Consider the following 16663-nt stretch of genomic DNA (forward strand, 5'->3'; position numbering starts at 1 on the left):
GACAGAGCTATGGCAATCAAGATCGGCATCAACGGCTTCGGCCGCATCGGGCGCATGGTGTTCCGTGCCGCCGTGCAGAACTTTTCCGACATCGAAGTCGTGGGCATCAACGACCTGCTCGAGCCCGACTACCTGGCCTACATGCTGAAGTACGACAGCGTGCATGGTCGCTTCAAGGGTGAGGTGAACGTCGAGGGCAACACCCTGGTGGTCAACGGCAAAAAAATTCGCCTCACGCAGGAGCGCGACCCGGCCAAGCTCCAGTGGGGCGAGGTCGGCGCCGACGTGGTGATCGAAGCCACGGGCCTGTTTCTCGACAAGGCCAACGCCGAGAAGCACCTGGCCGCAGGCGCCAAGAAAGTCATCATGTCGGCCCCGAGCAAGGACGACACGCCCATGTTCGTCTTCGGCGTGAACCACGAGAAGTACGCGGGCCAGGCCATCATCAGCAACGCCAGCTGCACCACCAACTGCCTCGCGCCCGTGGCCAAGGTGCTCAACGACAAATGGGGCATCAAGCGCGGCCTCATGACTACCGTGCACGCCGCCACGGCGACGCAGAAAACCGTCGATGGCCCGAGCAACAAGGACTGGCGCGGTGGCCGCGGCATCCTCGAAAACATCATCCCCAGCTCCACCGGCGCGGCCAAGGCCGTGGGCGTGGTGCTGCCCGAACTCAAGGGCAAGCTCACGGGCATGTCGTTCCGCGTGCCCACCTCGGACGTGTCGGTGGTCGATCTGACCGTGGAGCTGGTCAAAGAGGCCTCTTACGCCGACATCTGCGCCGAGATGAAGGCGCAAAGCCAGGGCGCGCTCAAGGGCGTGCTCGGCTACACCGAAGACAAGGTCGTGGCCACCGACTTCCGCGGTGAAGTCTGCACCAGCGTGTTCGACGCCGAGGCCGGCATTGCGCTCGACGGCACCTTCATGAAGGTCGTGAGCTGGTACGACAACGAGTGGGGTTATTCGAACAAGTGCCTTGAAATGGCACGTGTGGTGGCGAGCAAGTAAGCCGCCAGAGAATCCTGAAAAAGCGCCGGTTGTTCGCTGCCGGCGCTTATGAGGGCTGACAAGCCGATGCGCCCACCCGCTGCGCCTGCGCGGGTGGGCTTTTTTGCCTCACTCGCCCGCGCCTTGCGTGCGGATGGTGTCGTGGCCGTTCTTGTCCTTGGCGCGGCCCAGGTCGGAGTCGAGCGCGTGGATCAGCTTGTCGGCAGCCTTGGTCAGCGCCTCGGCCACTTTCTCGGCCTCGGCCGTCACGGCCACGGGTGCGCGGCCAGCCACGCGCGCCTCAAGGCGGCAGCGCTTGTCGAGGCCGCCCTTGGTGCTGTTTTCGTCCGTGAGGAAGACTTCCACGCGCGTGAGGTGCTCGCGAAAGCGCGCGAGCCGGTCTTGCAGCTCGCTCTGCGCCCATTGGGCCAGCGATTCTCCGCCATGGATTTTGTCGTCGGTGTGGACTTGCACTTGCATGTGGGGTTCCTTTCTTGAGGCATGTTGATGGGGCCGGCGCGGCGGCTGCCGCTTGTCTTTCTACATAAGGTCGGCCCATGGCAAAACAAACGGCGCCAGGCATTCATTCGGCAGCGAACGCCCGGCGCACCCTGCGATTGTCGCAGGTGCATAGCGGCGGCAACTACAATGCGCGCCTTCAGCCACTGGATAAACACCATGCAACGCTGTGATTTTTCCCGCCGTCTTTCTGGTACGCGCCTTGGCGTGTGGGGCCTGGCGCTCGCGCTCGCCGCGGCCGTGGCTGCGCCGCCGGTTTTGGCGCAGCAGGTTCCGTTCGGCCTTGGCAATGTGCGCAATTTCCCCGAGGCCGCGCTGCGCGGCAAGCTCAGCATCATGAGCACCGTCGATGCCGAGCTCAACAGCCGCGCCATTCGCATGGCGCCGGGCATGCGCCTGTTCAGCCCGCAAAACAGCCTGGTCATGCTGCACACCGTGATCGGGCAGAGCTTCAAGGTCAACTACGTGATCGAGCCCTCCACGGGCATGCTGCTCACGGCCTGGATACTGACCGAAGCCGAGGCCGCGCAGCCGCGTCCGGCCACCAGATAAGGCCCGTCCGCGCATCGCAGCCGTGCCGCCGATGTGCCTGCAGCAGCGCCCCATGGGGGCGCCGTTTGCCGTTTTTCGTTTCTCCCCGATTCCCGATTCGCCATGCCAAAAAAAGTCTTCATCAAAACCTTCGGCTGCCAGATGAACGAGTACGACTCGGACAAGATGCTCGACGTGCTGCACGCCGCCGCGGGCTACGAGCCCACGCAGGAGCCCGAAGAGGCCGACCTGATCCTGTTCAACACCTGCTCGGTGCGCGAAAAAGCGCAGGAAAAGGTGTTCAGCGACCTGGGCCGCTTCAAGCACCTCAAGGCGCGCGGCGTGCAGATCGGCGTGGGCGGCTGCGTGGCCAGCCAGGAGGGCGAGGAGATCATCGCGCGCGCCCCCTATGTGGACATCGTTTTCGGCCCGCAGACCTTGCACCGCCTGCCTGAGCTGCTCGTACAGCGAGAGCGCCAAGACCGCCCGCAGGTGGACATCAGCTTTCCCGAGATCGAAAAGTTCGATCACCTGCCGCCCGCGCGCGTCGAGGGCCCGAGCGCCTTCGTCTCCATCATGGAAGGCTGCAGCAAATACTGCAGCTACTGCGTCGTGCCCTACACGCGCGGCGAGGAGGTCTCGCGCCCGCTCGACGACGTGCTCGTCGAGGTCGCGGGCCTGGCCGACCAGGGCGTGAAGGAAGTCACGCTACTGGGCCAGAACGTGAACGCCTACCGCGGTGCGATGGGCGGCAGCGCCGAGATCGCGGACTTTGCCCTGCTGCTCGAGTACGTGGCCGACATTCCGGGCATAGAGCGCATCCGCTACACCACCAGCCACCCCAACGAGTTCACGCCGCGGCTGATCGAGGCCTACGCACGCATCCCCAAGCTCGTGAGCCACCTGCACCTGCCCGTGCAGCACGGCAGCGACCGCATCCTCATGGCCATGAAGCGTGGCTACACCACCATGGAATACAAAAGCACGGTGCGCAAGCTGCGCGCGATCCGCCCCGAGCTGTCGCTCGCCAGCGACTTCATCGTCGGCTTTCCAGGCGAGACCGAGGAAGACTTTGCGCGCCTCATGCGCCTCGTGGAGGAGCTGCAGTTCGACAACAGCTTCAGCTTCGTCTTCAGCCCGCGCCCCGGCACGCCCGCGGCCAGCCTGCACGACGACACGCCGCAGGAGGTCAAACTGCGCCGCCTGCAGCAGCTGCAGGCCACCATCAACGCGCACATCCAGAGCATCAGCGCGAGCCGCGTCGGCACGGTGCAGCGCGTGCTCGTCGAAGGCAACTCCAAGCGCGACGCGCGCGAACTCATGGGCCGCACCGAATGCAACCGCGTGGTCAACTTCCCGGGGCCGGCGCGCCTCGTCGGGCAGATGGTGGACGTGCGCATCACCGAGGCCAAGGCCTACACGCTGCGCGGCGAGGTGCTGGTGCGCGATGAAGGTTGAGGGCTGGCTGAAGCCAGCCCTCAACACAAGCTCTCAGAACGGAATGTCGTCGTCCATGTCATCGAAGCCCGACGATGCAGGCGCGGCGGGCTGCGGGGCCATGGGGGCGGCAGCGGGTGCGGGGGCCGCGGGGCGCGCTGCCGGGCGGGCGGGCGGCGGGCTGGCGCGGCGCGGTGCAGCGTCGTAGCCGCCGCCTTCGTCGTAGCCGCCCTGCGAGGCACCTTGGCCGCCCATGCCCTGGCGGCTGCCCAGCATTTGCATCTGGTCGGCGCGGATCTCGGTGCTGTAGCGCTCCACGCCCGACTGGTCCGTCCACTTGCGCGTGCGCAAGGAGCCTTCCACATAGACCTGCGAGCCTTTGCGCAGGTATTGACCCACGACTTCGGCCAGGCGCCCGGTGAAGACCACGCGGTGCCATTCGGTGGCCTCGCGCATTTCACCGCTTTGCTTGTCGCGCCACTTGTCCGTCGTGGCGATGGTGACGTTGGCCAGCTGATCGCCGTTCGGAAAGGAGCGCATTTCGGGGTCGCGGCCCAGGTTGCCGACGAGGATGACTTTGTTCACGGATGCCATGTTGCTTTACCTTGATATGAGGTGGACGCGCATGCGCGCCGAGCGCCCGATTGTGCCGCAACGCGCATTTTTACCTGCATCCGAAACAGCCCGCTCAAACGACTGCCTGCCCTTCCGCACCACCGCCGCTGCGCCACTGCGCTGGCCAGCACTGAGGCCGCTCGTCAGCTTGCAGGCTGCGGTCAGACGTTGAACAAAAAGTTCATCACATCCCCATCCTTGACCACGTAATCCTTGCCTTCGGCGCGCATCTTGCCGGCTTCTTTGGCGCCCTGTTCGCCCTTGTAGGCGATGAAGTCGTCGAAGGCGATGGTCTGGGCGCGGATGAAGCCGCGCTCGAAATCGCCGTGGATCACGCCGGCGGCCTTGGGGGCGGTGTCGCCGATGTGGATGGTCCAGGCGCGCACTTCCTTGACGCCGGCGGTGAAGTAGGTCTGCAGGCCCAGCAGCTGGTAGGCGGCGCGGATCAGGCGGTTCAGGCCGGGTTCGTCCTGGCCCAGCTCCTTGAGGAATTCGAGCCGGTCGGCCTCGTCCATTTCGGCGAGTTCGGCCTCGATCTTGGCGCAGATGGCCACCACGGGGGCGTTCTGGCGCGCCGCGTAGTCCTTGAGGCGTTCCAGCAGCGGGTTGTTCTCGAAGCCGTCCTCGCTGACGTTGCCCACGAACATCGCGGGCTTGGCGGTGATCAGGCACAGGGGCTTGAGCAGGGCGCGCTCGGCATCGCTGAGCGCGAGCGTGCGCACCGGCTGGCCTTCGTTGAGCGTGGCCTGCACCTTGGTGAGCAGCTGCACCAGGGCCGCGGCTTCCTTGTCGTTGCCGCTCTTGGCGGCCTTGGCGCTGCGCTGCAGGGCTTTTTCGACGGTGCCGAGGTCGGCCAGGCACAGCTCGGTCTGGATCACTTCGATGTCGGCGATCGGATCGACCTTGCCGGCCACGTGGATCACGTTCGGGTCTTCGAAGCAGCGCACCACGTTGATGATGGCGTCGGTCTCGCGGATGTGCGCGAGAAACTGGTTGCCCAGGCCCTCGCCCTGGCTCGCGCCGGCGACGAGGCCCGCAATGTCCACGAACTCGACGATGGCCGGCACGACGCGCTCGGGGTGGATGATTTCGGCCAATTGCTGCAGGCGCGGATCAGGCACTTCGACCACGCCGGTATTGGGCTCTATGGTGCAAAAAGGATAGTTTTCGGCGGCGATGCCGGCCTTGGTGAGGGCGTTGAAGAGGGTGGACTTGCCCACGTTGGGCAGACCCACGATGCCGCATTGGAGGCTCATGGCAGGGCTTTCTGGGTTCGCAAGTAAACGTTTGATTTTACGAGGCGGCCCCTTGAACTCCGGTTTGTGCCCGGTTTGCACCCGACTTTCGCACCGCCTGCGCGCAACGTGGGTACGAAGTGCGCTCCTACAATGCCTGCCATGGCGCAAACCTATGACATTTGTATCCGTGGGGCCGGGATCGTGGGGCGCACCCTGGCTTTGTTGCTCGCACGCGAGCGGCTGCGCGTGGCGCTGGTCGCGGCACCGCCGCCCGAAGGCGCTGCGCCCGACGTGCGTGCTTATGCGCTGAACGCGGCGGCGCGGCAGCTGCTCGAAGGCTTGCGCGCCTGGCCTGACACCGAGCACGCGACCGCCGTCACGCGCATGCAAGTCTATGGCGACCAGGGAGCGCAACTGCATTTCGACGCCGACGAACTCGGCGCCGAGGCGCTGACCTGGATCGTCGATGTGCCCGCACTAGAGGCGCGCCTGGCCGAGGCCGTGCGCTACCAGCCGCAGGTCGAGGTGGTGGCCGAGCCCCAGCCCGCAGCGCTCACCGTGGTCTGCGAGGGCCGAGCGAGCCGCACGCGCGACGAGTTCGGCGTGGAGTTCGAGCTCACGCCCTACGGGCAGCACGCCATCGCCACGCGGCTGCACTGCGAGCGCCCGCACGCGCAGACCGCATTGCAATGGTTTTTGCCCGACGGCAGCATCCTGGCCTTCTTGCCGCTCGAGGGCGCGCACGGGCACGCCGTGGCCGTGGTGTGGTCGGTGCCGCAGGAACTCGCGCCGCAATTGCTGACGCTGGTGCCCGAGGACTTCGCGCAACAGCTCGAGACGGCCAGCCAAGGCGCTCTGGGCGCGCTGCAACTGCGTGGCGAGCGCGTGGCCTGGCCGCTGCAGCTCGCGCAGGCGCGCCAGTGGTGCGGCCCCATGCCCGACGCGGCAGCGGCCGGCGCGCGCAGCTGGGTGCTCGCGGGCGATGCCGCGCACAACGTGCACCCGCTGTCGGGCCACGGGCTGAACCTGGGCCTGGGCGACGTGCAGGCGCTCGCGCGCGTGCTGCACGGGCGCGACTACTGGCGCAGCGTGGGCGACTTGCGCCTGCTGCGTCGCTACGAGCGCGAGCGCAAGGCCGCCCTGCTGCCCATGCTGCTCACCACCGACGGCCTGCAGCAGCTGTTTGCGCGCCGCGAAGCCCCCGTGCAGCTGCTGCGCAACCTGGGGCTGCGCGGCTTCGAGCACAGCGGCCCGCTCAAGGCCTGGATGGCAAAACAGGCCATAGGCGCCGTACAGTCTGCGTGAGGCGCTCCTTTTTTGATATTTTCATGATCCACACCATGCACCCTTTTTCTGCCTTGTTGGCCGGCGCCGCGCTGGCCCTGAGCTTCGCGGCCCAGGCCCAGGAAGCGACGATCCGCAAAGCCCTGGCCGAGCGCATTCCGCAGCTCGAAAAAATCGACGAGGTGCGCGCCTCGCCCATGCCGGGGCTGTACGAGGTGCGCGTGGGCACGGACCTGTTTTACAGCGACGCCAAGGGCAACTACCTGATCCAGGGTGAGCTGATCGACACGCAGGCGCGGCGCAACCTGACCGAAGACCGCATTCACCAGCTCACGGCGGTGGACTTTGCCGCGCTGCCGATCAAGGACGCGATCCCCATCGTGCGCGGCAATGGCAAGCGCAAGCTCGCGGTGTTCGCAGACCCGAACTGCGGCTACTGCAAGCGCTTCGAACGTGACCTGCAGGGCGTGGACAACGTCACGGCGTATCTGTTCCTCTACCCCATCCTGAGCCCCGACTCGGCCGAAAAATCGCGCAACATCTGGTGCGCCAAGGATCGCGCCGCGGCCTGGCAGGACCAGATGCTGCGCGACAAGCCCGCCCCCGCGGCGAGCTGCGACACCAGCGCGCTGCAGCGCAACCTCGCGTTCGGGCGCAAATACAAGATCACCGGCACACCCACGCTGATCTTTGCCAACGGCGCGCGCGTGCCCGGCGCCATCGGCGTGGCCGAACTTGAAAAACGCCTCGCGGAACCCTCTGCCACCACCCGCTGAGGCCGCCGCGCACATGCCCGAGATGTCCGCCATACCCGCCACGCCCGCGGCCACCGACCCCAGCGCACGCGCCGCCATCCACTACTGCGTTGCGCCCGCCGACCTGCACGCGCATCTGTTCGCGGTCACGCTCAGCGTGGCCGCGCCGCAGGCAGCGCAGGAATTCGCGCTGCCGGTGTGGATTCCTGGCAGCTATCTGGTGCGCGAGTTTTCCAAGAACCTGCAGCGTCTGCAGGCGCAGCAGGGCGACGTGCCCGTGCCGCTCACGCAGCTCGACAAGCACCGCTGGCGCGCCGCGTGCCGCAGCGGCGCGCCGCTTACGCTGCGCTACGAGGTCTGCGCCTACGATCCGTCGGTGCGCGCGGCCTGGCTGGACGCGGCGCGCGGCTTTTTCAACGGCACCAGCCTGTGCCTGCGCGTCGTGGGGCAGGAGGCGGCGGCGCACACGCTCGAAGTGCAGCGCGCGGCCGCCCCGCCCGACTGGTGCCTGGCCACGGCGCTCACCGCCGTGCAGGTCGATGCCGCGGGCTTTGGCTTGTACCGTGCGGCCGATTACGACGAGCTCGTGGACAGCCCCGTGGAAATGGGCAATTTCTGGAGCGGTGCATTCACTGCCTGCGGCGTGCCGCACCGCTTCGTCGTGAGCGGCGCCGCGCCCTCGTTCGATGGCGAGCGTCTGCTTGCCGACACGCAAAAAATCTGCGCAGCCGCCATTCGCCTGTGGCACGGCGAGGCCGCGCCGCCGCACGCGCATTACCTCTTCATGCTGCACGCCATGCACGATGGCTACGGTGGGCTCGAGCACCGCCACAGCACCGCGCTGGTGTGCAAGCGGCGCGAGCTGCCGCGCCGCAGCGACCCCCTGGCCGCGCCGGCCGACCAGGCCACCAAGCCGGGCGAGGACTACACGCGCCTTTTGGGCCTCATCAGCCACGAATACTTCCACACCTGGAACGTCAAGCGCCTGCGCCCCGCGGAGTTTGCGCGCTACGACTACGACCGCGAGAACTACACCGAGCTGCTGTGGTTTTTCGAGGGCTTCACGAGTTATTACGACGACCTGCTGCTGCGCCGTGCGGGCCTGATCGACGACGCGGCCTACCTCAAGCGGCTCACGCAAGCCATCCACCAGGTGACGCAGGCGCCGGGGCGCCATGTGCAAAGCGTAGCGCAGGCGAGCTTCGACGCCTGGGTCAAGTATTACCGCCCCGACGAGAACACGCCCAACGCCACGGTGAGCTACTACACCAAGGGCGCGCTCGTGGCGCTGTGCCTGGACCTCACGCTGCGCCGCGAGGGCTGCAGCACGCTAGACGCCGTGCTGCGCGCGCTGTGGCAGCGCTGCGCGGGTGGCCCCATGCGCGAGGACGACCTGCGCGCCGTGCTCGCCGAGCTCGGCGGGCGCTCGTTCGCGCCCGAGCTCGACGCCTGGGTGCACGGCACCGACGAGCTGCCGCTGGCCGAACTGCTCGCCGCGCATGGCGTGCGCATGCAGGCCGAAGCGCCCCAGATCGCCCAGCGCCTGGGCCTGCGTATCAATGAAAACCATAGCGTGCAGATCAAGACCGTGCTACGCCACGGCGCGGCCGAGCGGGCGGGCATGGCGGCGGGCGACGAATGGCTGGGCGTGGAGGTGGCGGGCCAGGGCTGGCGCCTCACGCGGCTGGACGAACTGCCGCTGCTGGCCGGCGCCGCGCGCGAGCTCACGGCCCTGGTGGCGCGCGACGGGCGCCTGCTGCGCCTGCCGCTCGTGCTACCCGAACCCGGTGGCGCGGGTGCGCCAGCCGACACCTTCCGCCTCAGCGTGGCCGACGGCGCGGCGCTGGGGCGCTTGCTCGATGCGCCGCCGCTATAGTTGGACTTGAGCATCTTCCTCGTCCCTTTCTTCCCTCTTTCCCGGAACACAAAGGAGTCCCCATGAACTACGAAACCATCCTCGTGCGCACCGAGGCCGACAAGGTCGGCATCATCGCGCTGAACCGTCCCAAGCAGCTCAACGCGCTCAGCGACCAGCTCATGGACGAGCTGGGCCACGCGCTCAAGGCCTTCGACGCGGACGAGAAAATCGGCTGCATCATCCTCACGGGCAGCGAAAAAGCCTTTGCCGCGGGTGCCGACATCCCCAGCATGGCCAAATACAGCTTCGTCGATGCCTACAAGGGCGACTTCATCACGCGCAACTGGGAAACGATTCGCAGCGTGCGCAAACCCGTGATCGGCGCGGTGAGCGGCTTTGCGCTCGGCGGCGGCTGCGAACTCGCGATGATGTGCGACTTCATCATCGCGGCCGACAACGCCAAGTTCGGCCAGCCCGAGATCAAGCTCGGCGTGATTCCCGGCGCGGGCGGCACGCAGCGCCTGCCGCGCGCCGTGGGCAAGTCCAAGACCATGGACATGGTGCTCACGGGCCGCATGATGGACGCCACCGAGGCCGAGCGCGCGGGCCTGGTGAGCCGCGTCGTGCCGCTGGACAAGCTGATGGAGGAAGCCCTGGGCGCCGCACTCATCGTCGCCGACCTCTCGCAGGTCGCCGTCATGGCCGCCAAGGAATCCGTGAACCGCGCGTTCGAGAGCTCGCTCAGCGACGGCCTGATGTTCGAGCGCCGCCTGTTCCACGGCCTGTTCGCCACCGAAGACCAGAAGGAAGGCATGGACGCTTTCCTGAACAAGCGCAAGCCCGAGTTCAAGAACCGCTGACCCATAGGCTTCAAAGGAAAAAATGGGCGTTTGTGCCCGTCCATAAAGCATAAAAGGCTATATTTAACATAGCAATTCTGGTGGGCGCCGCAAGCGCGCGGCACAGGAGACAAGCATGGACCTCGGGCTCCAAGACAAGGTGGCGCTGGTCACGGGCAGCGAGCGCGGCACCGGCAGCGTGATCGCGCAGCGGCTCGCCGAAGAAGGCGCGACCGTGATCGCGCATGGCTTTGCGCAAGGCAGCGCCGAGCCCCTGCGCACACCGGGCACACCGGGCGCGCAGGGCGTGGCGCACACCGTCTGGGGCGACCTGTGCAGCGACGCGGGCGCCGCGCAGGTGGCGCAGCAGGCGCTGGCTGCCGCGGGGCGCGTGGACATTCTGGTGAACAACTACGGCACGGCCGCGGACGCGCGCTGGCACGAGGCCGAGACCGCCGTCTGGCTGGACATGTACCAGAAGAACCTGCTGGGCGCGGTGCGCCTGATCCGCCTGCTCACGCCGCAGATGCGCAGCCGCGGCTGGGGGCGCGTGATCCAGCTCGGCACCATAGGTTCGACCCAGCCCAATCCGCTGCGCCCGGCCTACTACGCGGCCAAGAGCGCGCTCGCGAGCATCGCCGTGACGCTGTCGCAGGAGCTTGCGAACACCGGCATCACCGTGAACACGGTGTCGCCGGGCTACATCCGCACGCCCGAAGTCGAGGCCGCCTTCCGCGCCAAGGCGCGCCGCGCGGGCTGGGAAGATGACTGGGCAAGCATAGAGGCGCGCATCGTCGCGCAGCGCTTTCCCAATCCCGTGGGCCGCATCGCCACACGCGAGGAGGTGGCCGACCTGGTGTGCTTCGTCGCGAGCACGCGCGCCGCCTTCATCAACGGCCAGAACCTGCGCATAGACGGCGGCGCGCTCGGGCTGGTGCAATAGCCGCCGCGCAGCAGATTCAGCCGGCGCGGCGAAAGCCCGCCAGGCGCCGGTCCATGACTTCTTCGGCCTCGCGGATGATGCGGCTGACGAGCTCGGCGCAGGTCGGGATGTCGTGGATCAGGCCCTGCACCATGCCGGCCCAGAACACACCCTGGGAGAGGTCGCCCGTCTCCAGCAACTCCTTGCCCGCCTTGCCCGAGACGAGCTCGCGCACGTCCTCGAACTTTGCGCCGGGCTCGCTCAGGCGCCGCGCCACCTCTTCGGAGACGGGGCTGCGGCCCACGCGCGCGGTGTTTTTGAGGCTGCGGAAAATGAGCAGGCTGCCGCGTTCGTCGTTTTCGAGGTAGGCCTGCTTGACGCGCGGGTGGATTTTGGCCTCTTGCGTGGCGCAAAAGCGCGTGCCCATGTTGATGCCCTCGGCGCCCAGCGCAAGCGCCGCGACCAGCCCGCGGCCGTCGGCAAAGCCACCCGAGGCAAGCAGCGGAATCTTCACCTGGTCGGCCGCGCAGGGGATCAAAATCAGGCCCGGGATGTCGTCCTCGCCCGGGTGGCCCGCGCACTCGAAGCCGTCGATCGAGATGATGTCGCAGCCGGCTTTCTCGGCCGACAGCGCGTGGCGCACCGCGGTGCACTTGTGGAGGATGCGCACGCCGTGCGGCTTGAGCATCTCCCAGATCTCGCGCACCGCCTGCGTGCCCGCGGTCTCGACGATGCGCACGCCGCCGTCGAGGATGGCCTGCACGTAGGCCTTGTAGTCGGGCGGGTTGATCGTCGGGAACACCGTGAGGTTCACGCCAAAGGGCTTGTCCGTCATGCTGCGGCAGCGCGCGATCTCCTCGCGCAGCGCCTGCGGCGTGGGCTGCGTCAGCGCCGTCAAAATGCCGAGCCCGCCCGCGTTGGACACGGCCGAGGCGAGTTCGGCCACACCGACGTTTTGCATGCCGCCTTGCACGATGGGGTGTTCGATGCCAAGCATGTCGGTGATGCGCGTTTGGAAAGGCATGGGGAAGTCTCCTGAAGTCGTTGGAAAGAGGGGGAACCAGAGCGCCATGGCATTGCGCGCCGGCCCGGCTTGCATGCTATCCGATCGCTGTCGGCGCAGACAGTGTCAGGGTTGCCAACCGTACCAGCGGCAAAACTTGATCCAGCGAAGCCACCAGCCGTGTCTCAAGTAGGCACGCGCGAGCTCCCGCGCAGACCAAGGCGAGGCCGCGCGAAAGTCCTGTCGAAAACGCTCGGCCAACGCACGTGCAGACACTTGCGGCGGGATTTCCGTTTTGTGCTTGTGCAGATAGCGCATCGCGCCGGTTAAATTACGCCCACACTGGTGGGCTAGCGCAAGCCGCACACGCGCGTCACCCCAATATGGCCAATGTTCAAGCTCCGCGCGCAGTGGCACCAAGGCACGGGATTGGTCAAGGGCTTTGGGCAAATTCATCGACGCAAGGATGCTGCCGCTACGCTGGCGGTACATGACCCAGGGCTTGGGGCAGTAGTAGAAACTGCGTGCGCGCAGAGCCAGCAGTGTGGAGATGAGTACATCTTCGAAAACCTGCCCAACGGGAAAGCGCAGGTCTTCTGGCCACAAAGAACGCTTTGTGACCTTGGACCACATGTGCAGTTGTCCAGCTTGCAATAGGCCAGCCAGCAAAGCTGCTGGATCGTGCACTAGACGGTTGGCCGATCCTAGAAACGTCGCGCGGTGACCCTCCCCACGCAGGAGGTGTTTGAGCCGCATACGTTCGCGCCACACGGAAAAATCACACAGGATCAAATCGGGTGCGTTGTGCTGCACGATGGCGCGCAGATCCGTCAGCGCGCCGGGGCATAGCTTGTCGTCTGCATCCAAAAACCATACGTAATCGCCCTCCGCAGCACCTAACAAAGTGTTGCGCGCTGCACTAACTCCTTGATTGCTGGCATGTCGCAGGATGCGCACATATGGTTGCCAGCGCTGCTCCAAGGCCAGCATGCGCTGCCACGTACCATCGCGCGAAGCGTCGTCGAGCACTATGACTTCAATACTCTCCTGGGCCTGTCGCAACACAGATTCCACGCACTCCTCAACATAAGGTTCGACGTTGAAAGCGGGGATCAAAATGCTCAGCCAGCGCGCAGTCATGGCTTTTGGAGGAGGCATAACCCGTACGCGACAATGCAAGTCCACATCCGAGGCATCGTATCACCCCATGACTTTGCATCACCCGCAATCTATCCTGCGCGTCGCTTATCAGTTGCTTACCTTGCGCAAGCCGCGCAATACCCTGTCCTATCCCGGTGCGCCGCGTGTCCAGATTTTTACGGGCACGCAGGCACAGCCCGTGGCGCCCGCCGCCACTGCAAACACCCTGACATCCATCCCTGCTCGCATCTGGACCTACTGGCACAGCGCCACGCTAGACCCCGTGGTGCAGCAGTGCATAGCGAACTGGCGGCGCCATTGCCCAGGCCTGGACGTGCAGGTGATCCACGCGCACACGCTGGGCGACGTGGTTGCCGCCGGGGACTTGCCACCCGCGTTTGCGGCGCTGCCTGCCGCCAAGCAGGCGGACTGGCTGCGGCTTTATGTGGTGCGCAAATTCGGCGGCTATTGGCTGGACGCGAGCACTTTGCTCACGCAGTCGCTCGCTTGGCTCGATGGCCTGCGCCAGACCCAGGGCGCGGAATTCGTCGGCTTTTACATCGACGGCTACACCACGGACTTGCGCTACCCCATCATCGAAAGCTGGGCCTTCGGCGCGCCGGCTGGGGAGCCCTTTATGACCGCGTGGCAGCAGGAATTCCACCGCGCGCTGATCGAAGAGGGCGAGCAGCGCTATTTGCAGGCCTTGCAGGCGCAGGCAGGGGGCCGCCAGGTGCTGCAGGGCATTACGGACCCGGCCTATTTGCTCATCCACGTCGCAGCGCAGCAGGTGCTGCGACGCCCCAACGGTTTCCGGCTGGCTTTGCTGCGTGCCGAGGACACGGCGTTTTTCTACCAGCAGGCCGTGTGGTGGAAATGGTATTTGCTCTACCCGCGGCTGTGCCTGGTGCCCGCAGAGCCGCATCCCGCCCCCTTGATCAAGCTGCGCGGCGGCGAGCGGCGGCACTTTGCCAAACTGCTGCAAGGCCACGGCGGGGCCGCACCGGGCAGCATCTGGCAGCGGGCGACCACGGGTGCCTGAGCGGGGGGCGCAGAGTCAAACCGCCACTGCGCCCTGCCCTTTGCCCACGCGCATGAACAGGTCCAGGTACTGCTGGCGCATGCGCTGGCGGTCGAACGTGGCGCGCGCGTGGGCCTGGCCGGCGGCGGCGATGCGCGCCGTGCCCTCGTTGTCGCGCAGCGCTGCATACAGCGTCTGCGCCAGTGCCTGCGCGTCGGCATGCGGCACGAGAAAGCCCGTTTCGCCGTGCGTGAGCACTTCGCGCACGCCCTCCACGTCCGAGCCTATGCCGCAGCAGCCCGACGCCATACCCTCGATCAAAGCCAAGCATAAGCCCTCGTAATGCGTGGAGAGCACGCACAACTTGACCCGCGCCAGCAGCGCAGGCAAGTCGGCCACATGGCCCAGAAAGCGCACCTGCGCATCGACCCCGAGCGCGCGCGCGAGGGCCTGCGCCTTGCCGCGCCAGCTCGCCTTGCCTTCGCCGGCCAGGTACACCGTGGGACGCAAACCCTGCTGCGCGAGCAGCGCGGTCGCGCGGATCAGGGTGGCGTGGTCTTTTTGCTGCGCAAAGCGCGCAGGCATGACGATGGCGTCCTCGCGCTGCGCCCACGGCAGGCCGGTCGGAAAGCGGCTCAGATCGATGCCGTTGAGGATCGCGACGCAGCGCTCGGCTGGGTGGCCCAGGCGCACCAGCTCATCGCGCACGGCCTGCGACACGCCCACGATGCACGCGGTGCGCTGCGCCAGCCACAGCGACTGGCGCAGCCGCCCCAGGCGGTAGCGCTCGCGCACGTTGTGCTCCACGTGGATGAGCTGAGGCACGCCGGCGAGCAAGCCCGCGTACCGGCCCCACAGGTGCTCGCTGAAACCATGCGCCACGAGCACGTCCGGCTGCCACTGACGGCACAGGCGCGCCAGCGCCAGGATGGTGACGATATGCGCCCAGCGCGGCACCACCTCGACCTGCAGCCCTTTGGCGCGCAGCGCCGCGACGCGCTCGGTCGGATCTATGGATGCACGCCGGCGCAGCACGAGCAGCGTTTCCTGGCCCGGGTACTCGCCGCACAGGTCTATGGCCACCTGCGTCGCCCCCGAAAAACCGCCCGAGACGAAGTGCAGCACGCGCAAAGGACGGGTCGCTGCAGAGGAATCGCTGAATGAATTAGGTAAAGCTTGGCTCATCGCTGGGCACCGGCCCCGGAAGTTTGAGGCGCCGCGGCAGGCCAGCAGACGGCCAGCCACAAAGTGATGGGCAGCAGGTACATCAGGTTGCCGTTGTTGTGGGCAAACATGACCTGCGTCATGCCAAAGCCCAGGTAGCCGAGCACCGTGACCAGGCCACACAGCGCGGCGGCATGGCGCTCGCCGCGGGCGGCGTCCTCATTGCCTGCAGCAGTGGCATTTTCCAGAGGTTCGCGCCCCGTTGGGCGCAAGCGGCGCCAACACAGGAAGCCGGGCACGGCGTAGAACAGCGCCAGACCGCTGACGCCGAGCAGGCCGCGCTTGGCGAACATGTCCAGCCATTCGTTGTGCGCATGGTTGAAGTGCACGGACATCGAAGGCATTTCCTGGCGCGCGACGGCCTCCCTCTGGCTTTGCTCATAGCCCAACTGGCCCGCGCCCAGCCAAGGATGCGCCATGCCCAGCCGCCATGCATGCATCCAGAAAGCGAGCCGGGAGCCGGTTGACGTATTGGACTTTTCGGGCTCGGGCTGCTGCAGCAGTTCCTGCACGGCCTCATGGGCTCGTTTTTGCACAGGAGGTAGGCTCGCCAGCAAAAGACATGCGAGCAGCGCCGCCCCCAGCGCGCGCAGCCCCCGCTTCGGTTGGCCGCCTTTCGCGAACGGCTGCCCGAGCCAGACAATGACCACCAGCAGCACGGGCAGCGTCACCCACCCGCCCCGGCTGCCCGAAAGCACGCTGGCCGCAAGGCCCAGCACCGCAGCCAGGCTACCAAGCAGGCGTTCGTGCAGGCGGCTTGCCTGCACGGCCCAGATGCCGCTCCACAGCGCGAGCAGCAGAGACAGATTGCCGAACTGTATGGCGTTGGTGTAACCCTCGGCGCGCTCGAGGTGCTGCACCAGCACCTGCCAGCCAGCGAGCAAGCCGGCGCCCGCCGCGCCCACCCAGCAGCCCCATCGCAAGGCGCTGCCCGCCGGGCGCTGCGCCCACACGGCCGGCAGCGCCAACAGCACCAAAAAATATTTGCTGCTGCGATCCAGCCCGAGGGTATTGGTCATGAGCCGGCCATCTTCCACGAGGTACATGGACCACACCAGCCCCATGGCCAGAACCGCCAGCGCCCAGGCCCGCAGAGGCGCATTCGGGGTGAGCTGACCGCGCAGCACTGCAGGCCAGCGCCACAGGCCCAGCATCAGCAACAAGATCGCGCCAATGGAATAGCCCGAAGGCAGCCACAGCGCAGGCGCAAGCACCAAAAATGCGGCCAAGTCCAAAACACGCTGCTGCACTGCTCCCGGCGAAGTTGAGCGAAAAAAAGCCATCTTG

16 protein-coding genes are annotated in these 16663 nt (G+C 66.7%); 9 read left to right on the top strand and 7 right to left on the bottom strand.

Annotation, left to right across the window (positions count from 1 at the left end):
• Nucleotides 1-9 precede the first annotated feature (9 nt).
• Entirely contained in the window at nt 10-1011 is a 1002-nt protein-coding gene (gene gap / locus FK527_RS04745; protein WP_144730495.1) for a type I glyceraldehyde-3-phosphate dehydrogenase, read from the top strand.
• A gap of 108 nt (nt 1012-1119) precedes the next feature.
• Here the strand turns inward: gap and FK527_RS04750 are convergent, their stop codons facing one another.
• Nucleotides 1120-1470, bottom strand: a complete 351-nt coding sequence (locus tag FK527_RS04750) for an HPF/RaiA family ribosome-associated protein (protein WP_144730498.1) — start codon at nt 1468-1470, stop codon at nt 1120-1122.
• Between the two features lie 198 nt (nt 1471-1668).
• Here FK527_RS04750 and FK527_RS04755 point away from each other — a divergent pair, with 198 nt between their 5' ends.
• Both FK527_RS04755 and miaB read left to right on the top strand, forming a co-directional pair.
• The gene (locus tag FK527_RS04755) at nt 1669-2061 is read left to right on the top strand and encodes a hypothetical protein (protein ID WP_144730501.1); all 393 of its coding nucleotides are present in this window, start codon (nt 1669-1671) and stop codon (nt 2059-2061) included.
• A 102-nt stretch (nt 2062-2163) separates the two neighbouring features.
• Nucleotides 2164-3498, top strand: a complete 1335-nt coding sequence (miaB, locus tag FK527_RS04760) for a tRNA (N6-isopentenyl adenosine(37)-C2)-methylthiotransferase MiaB (RefSeq protein ID WP_144730504.1) — start codon at nt 2164-2166, stop codon at nt 3496-3498.
• A gap of 33 nt (nt 3499-3531) precedes the next feature.
• Here the strand turns inward: miaB and ssb are convergent, their stop codons facing one another.
• The gene (gene ssb, locus FK527_RS04765; RefSeq protein WP_144730507.1) at nt 3532-4071 is read right to left on the bottom strand and encodes a single-stranded DNA-binding protein; all 540 of its coding nucleotides are present in this window, start codon (nt 4069-4071) and stop codon (nt 3532-3534) included.
• A gap of 182 nt (nt 4072-4253) precedes the next feature.
• The gene (ychF, locus tag FK527_RS04770; protein WP_144730510.1) at nt 4254-5348 is read right to left on the bottom strand and encodes a redox-regulated ATPase YchF; all 1095 of its coding nucleotides are present in this window, start codon (nt 5346-5348) and stop codon (nt 4254-4256) included.
• Between the two features lie 141 nt (nt 5349-5489).
• On the opposite strand from ychF, the gene FK527_RS04775 reads away from it, so the two are divergent.
• The 5 genes from FK527_RS04775 to FK527_RS04795 all read left to right on the top strand — a co-directional run bounded on the left by FK527_RS04775 (nt 5490) and on the right by FK527_RS04795 (nt 11009).
• Entirely contained in the window at nt 5490-6635 is a 1146-nt protein-coding gene (locus tag FK527_RS04775) for an FAD-dependent monooxygenase (protein WP_144730513.1), read from the top strand.
• A 35-nt stretch (nt 6636-6670) separates the two neighbouring features.
• A complete protein-coding gene (locus FK527_RS04780) occupies nt 6671-7390 on the top strand; it encodes a DsbC family protein (protein WP_144730516.1) in 720 nt (239 codons plus the stop codon).
• A gap of 22 nt (nt 7391-7412) precedes the next feature.
• Nucleotides 7413-9245 (top strand): M61 family metallopeptidase, encoded by a 1833-nt coding sequence (locus FK527_RS04785; RefSeq protein WP_144730519.1) that lies wholly within the window; start codon nt 7413-7415, stop codon nt 9243-9245.
• 62 nt (nt 9246-9307) lie between these two features.
• Complete coding sequence (locus FK527_RS04790) at nt 9308-10087, top strand: enoyl-CoA hydratase (protein ID WP_144730522.1); 780 nt, start codon at nt 9308-9310, stop codon at nt 10085-10087.
• 115 nt (nt 10088-10202) lie between these two features.
• Nucleotides 10203-11009 (top strand): SDR family NAD(P)-dependent oxidoreductase, encoded by an 807-nt coding sequence (locus tag FK527_RS04795; protein ID WP_144730525.1) that lies wholly within the window; start codon nt 10203-10205, stop codon nt 11007-11009.
• Nucleotides 11010-11025: 16 nt separating this feature from the next.
• On the opposite strand, the gene FK527_RS04800 is transcribed toward FK527_RS04795, so the two are convergent.
• Both FK527_RS04800 and FK527_RS04805 read right to left on the bottom strand, forming a co-directional pair.
• Entirely contained in the window at nt 11026-12012 is a 987-nt protein-coding gene (locus FK527_RS04800) for an NAD(P)H-dependent flavin oxidoreductase (protein ID WP_144730528.1), read from the bottom strand.
• A 105-nt stretch (nt 12013-12117) separates the two neighbouring features.
• Nucleotides 12118-13131 carry a glycosyltransferase family 2 protein gene (locus tag FK527_RS04805; RefSeq protein WP_144730531.1) on the bottom strand — a complete coding sequence of 338 codons (1014 nt, stop codon included), beginning with the start codon at nt 13129-13131 and terminating at the stop codon, nt 12118-12120.
• Between the two features lie 67 nt (nt 13132-13198).
• Between FK527_RS04805 and FK527_RS04810 the strand changes: the two genes are divergently transcribed.
• Complete coding sequence (locus FK527_RS04810; RefSeq protein ID WP_144730534.1) at nt 13199-14173, top strand: glycosyltransferase family 32 protein; 975 nt, start codon at nt 13199-13201, stop codon at nt 14171-14173.
• A gap of 15 nt (nt 14174-14188) precedes the next feature.
• Here the strand turns inward: FK527_RS04810 and FK527_RS04815 are convergent, their stop codons facing one another.
• Nucleotides 14189-15337: a glycosyltransferase gene (locus FK527_RS04815; RefSeq protein WP_144730537.1), complete on the bottom strand. Its 1149-nt coding sequence runs from the start codon at nt 15335-15337 to the stop codon at nt 14189-14191.
• A complete protein-coding gene (locus tag FK527_RS04820) occupies nt 15334-16605 on the bottom strand; it encodes an O-antigen ligase family protein (protein WP_186298383.1) in 1272 nt (423 codons plus the stop codon). Before FK527_RS04820 ends, FK527_RS04815 begins: the two co-directional genes overlap by 4 nt.
• Between the last annotated feature and the right edge of the window lie 58 nt (nt 16606-16663).

Source organism: Extensimonas perlucida, assembly GCF_007655255.1.
Lineage (GTDB): Bacteria > Pseudomonadota > Gammaproteobacteria > Burkholderiales > Burkholderiaceae_C > Extensimonas > Extensimonas perlucida.

Coding starts and splice junctions, on each gene's coding strand:
- gap (WP_144730495.1), top strand. CDS start 10: ATGGCAATCAAGATCGGCATCAACGGCTTCGGCCGCATCGGGCGCATG.
- FK527_RS04750 (WP_144730498.1), bottom strand. CDS start 1,470: ATGCAAGTGCAAGTCCACACCGACGACAAAATCCATGGCGGAGAATCG.
- FK527_RS04755 (WP_144730501.1), top strand. CDS start 1,669: ATGCAACGCTGTGATTTTTCCCGCCGTCTTTCTGGTACGCGCCTTGGC.
- miaB (WP_144730504.1), top strand. CDS start 2,164: ATGCCAAAAAAAGTCTTCATCAAAACCTTCGGCTGCCAGATGAACGAG.
- ssb (WP_144730507.1), bottom strand. CDS start 4,071: ATGGCATCCGTGAACAAAGTCATCCTCGTCGGCAACCTGGGCCGCGAC.
- ychF (WP_144730510.1), bottom strand. CDS start 5,348: ATGAGCCTCCAATGCGGCATCGTGGGTCTGCCCAACGTGGGCAAGTCC.
- FK527_RS04775 (WP_144730513.1), top strand. CDS start 5,490: ATGGCGCAAACCTATGACATTTGTATCCGTGGGGCCGGGATCGTGGGG.
- FK527_RS04780 (WP_144730516.1), top strand. CDS start 6,671: ATGCACCCTTTTTCTGCCTTGTTGGCCGGCGCCGCGCTGGCCCTGAGC.
- FK527_RS04785 (WP_144730519.1), top strand. CDS start 7,413: ATGTCCGCCATACCCGCCACGCCCGCGGCCACCGACCCCAGCGCACGC.
- FK527_RS04790 (WP_144730522.1), top strand. CDS start 9,308: ATGAACTACGAAACCATCCTCGTGCGCACCGAGGCCGACAAGGTCGGC.
- FK527_RS04795 (WP_144730525.1), top strand. CDS start 10,203: ATGGACCTCGGGCTCCAAGACAAGGTGGCGCTGGTCACGGGCAGCGAG.
- FK527_RS04800 (WP_144730528.1), bottom strand. CDS start 12,012: ATGCCTTTCCAAACGCGCATCACCGACATGCTTGGCATCGAACACCCC.
- FK527_RS04805 (WP_144730531.1), bottom strand. CDS start 13,131: ATGACTGCGCGCTGGCTGAGCATTTTGATCCCCGCTTTCAACGTCGAA.
- FK527_RS04810 (WP_144730534.1), top strand. CDS start 13,199: ATGACTTTGCATCACCCGCAATCTATCCTGCGCGTCGCTTATCAGTTG.
- FK527_RS04815 (WP_144730537.1), bottom strand. CDS start 15,337: ATGAGCCAAGCTTTACCTAATTCATTCAGCGATTCCTCTGCAGCGACC.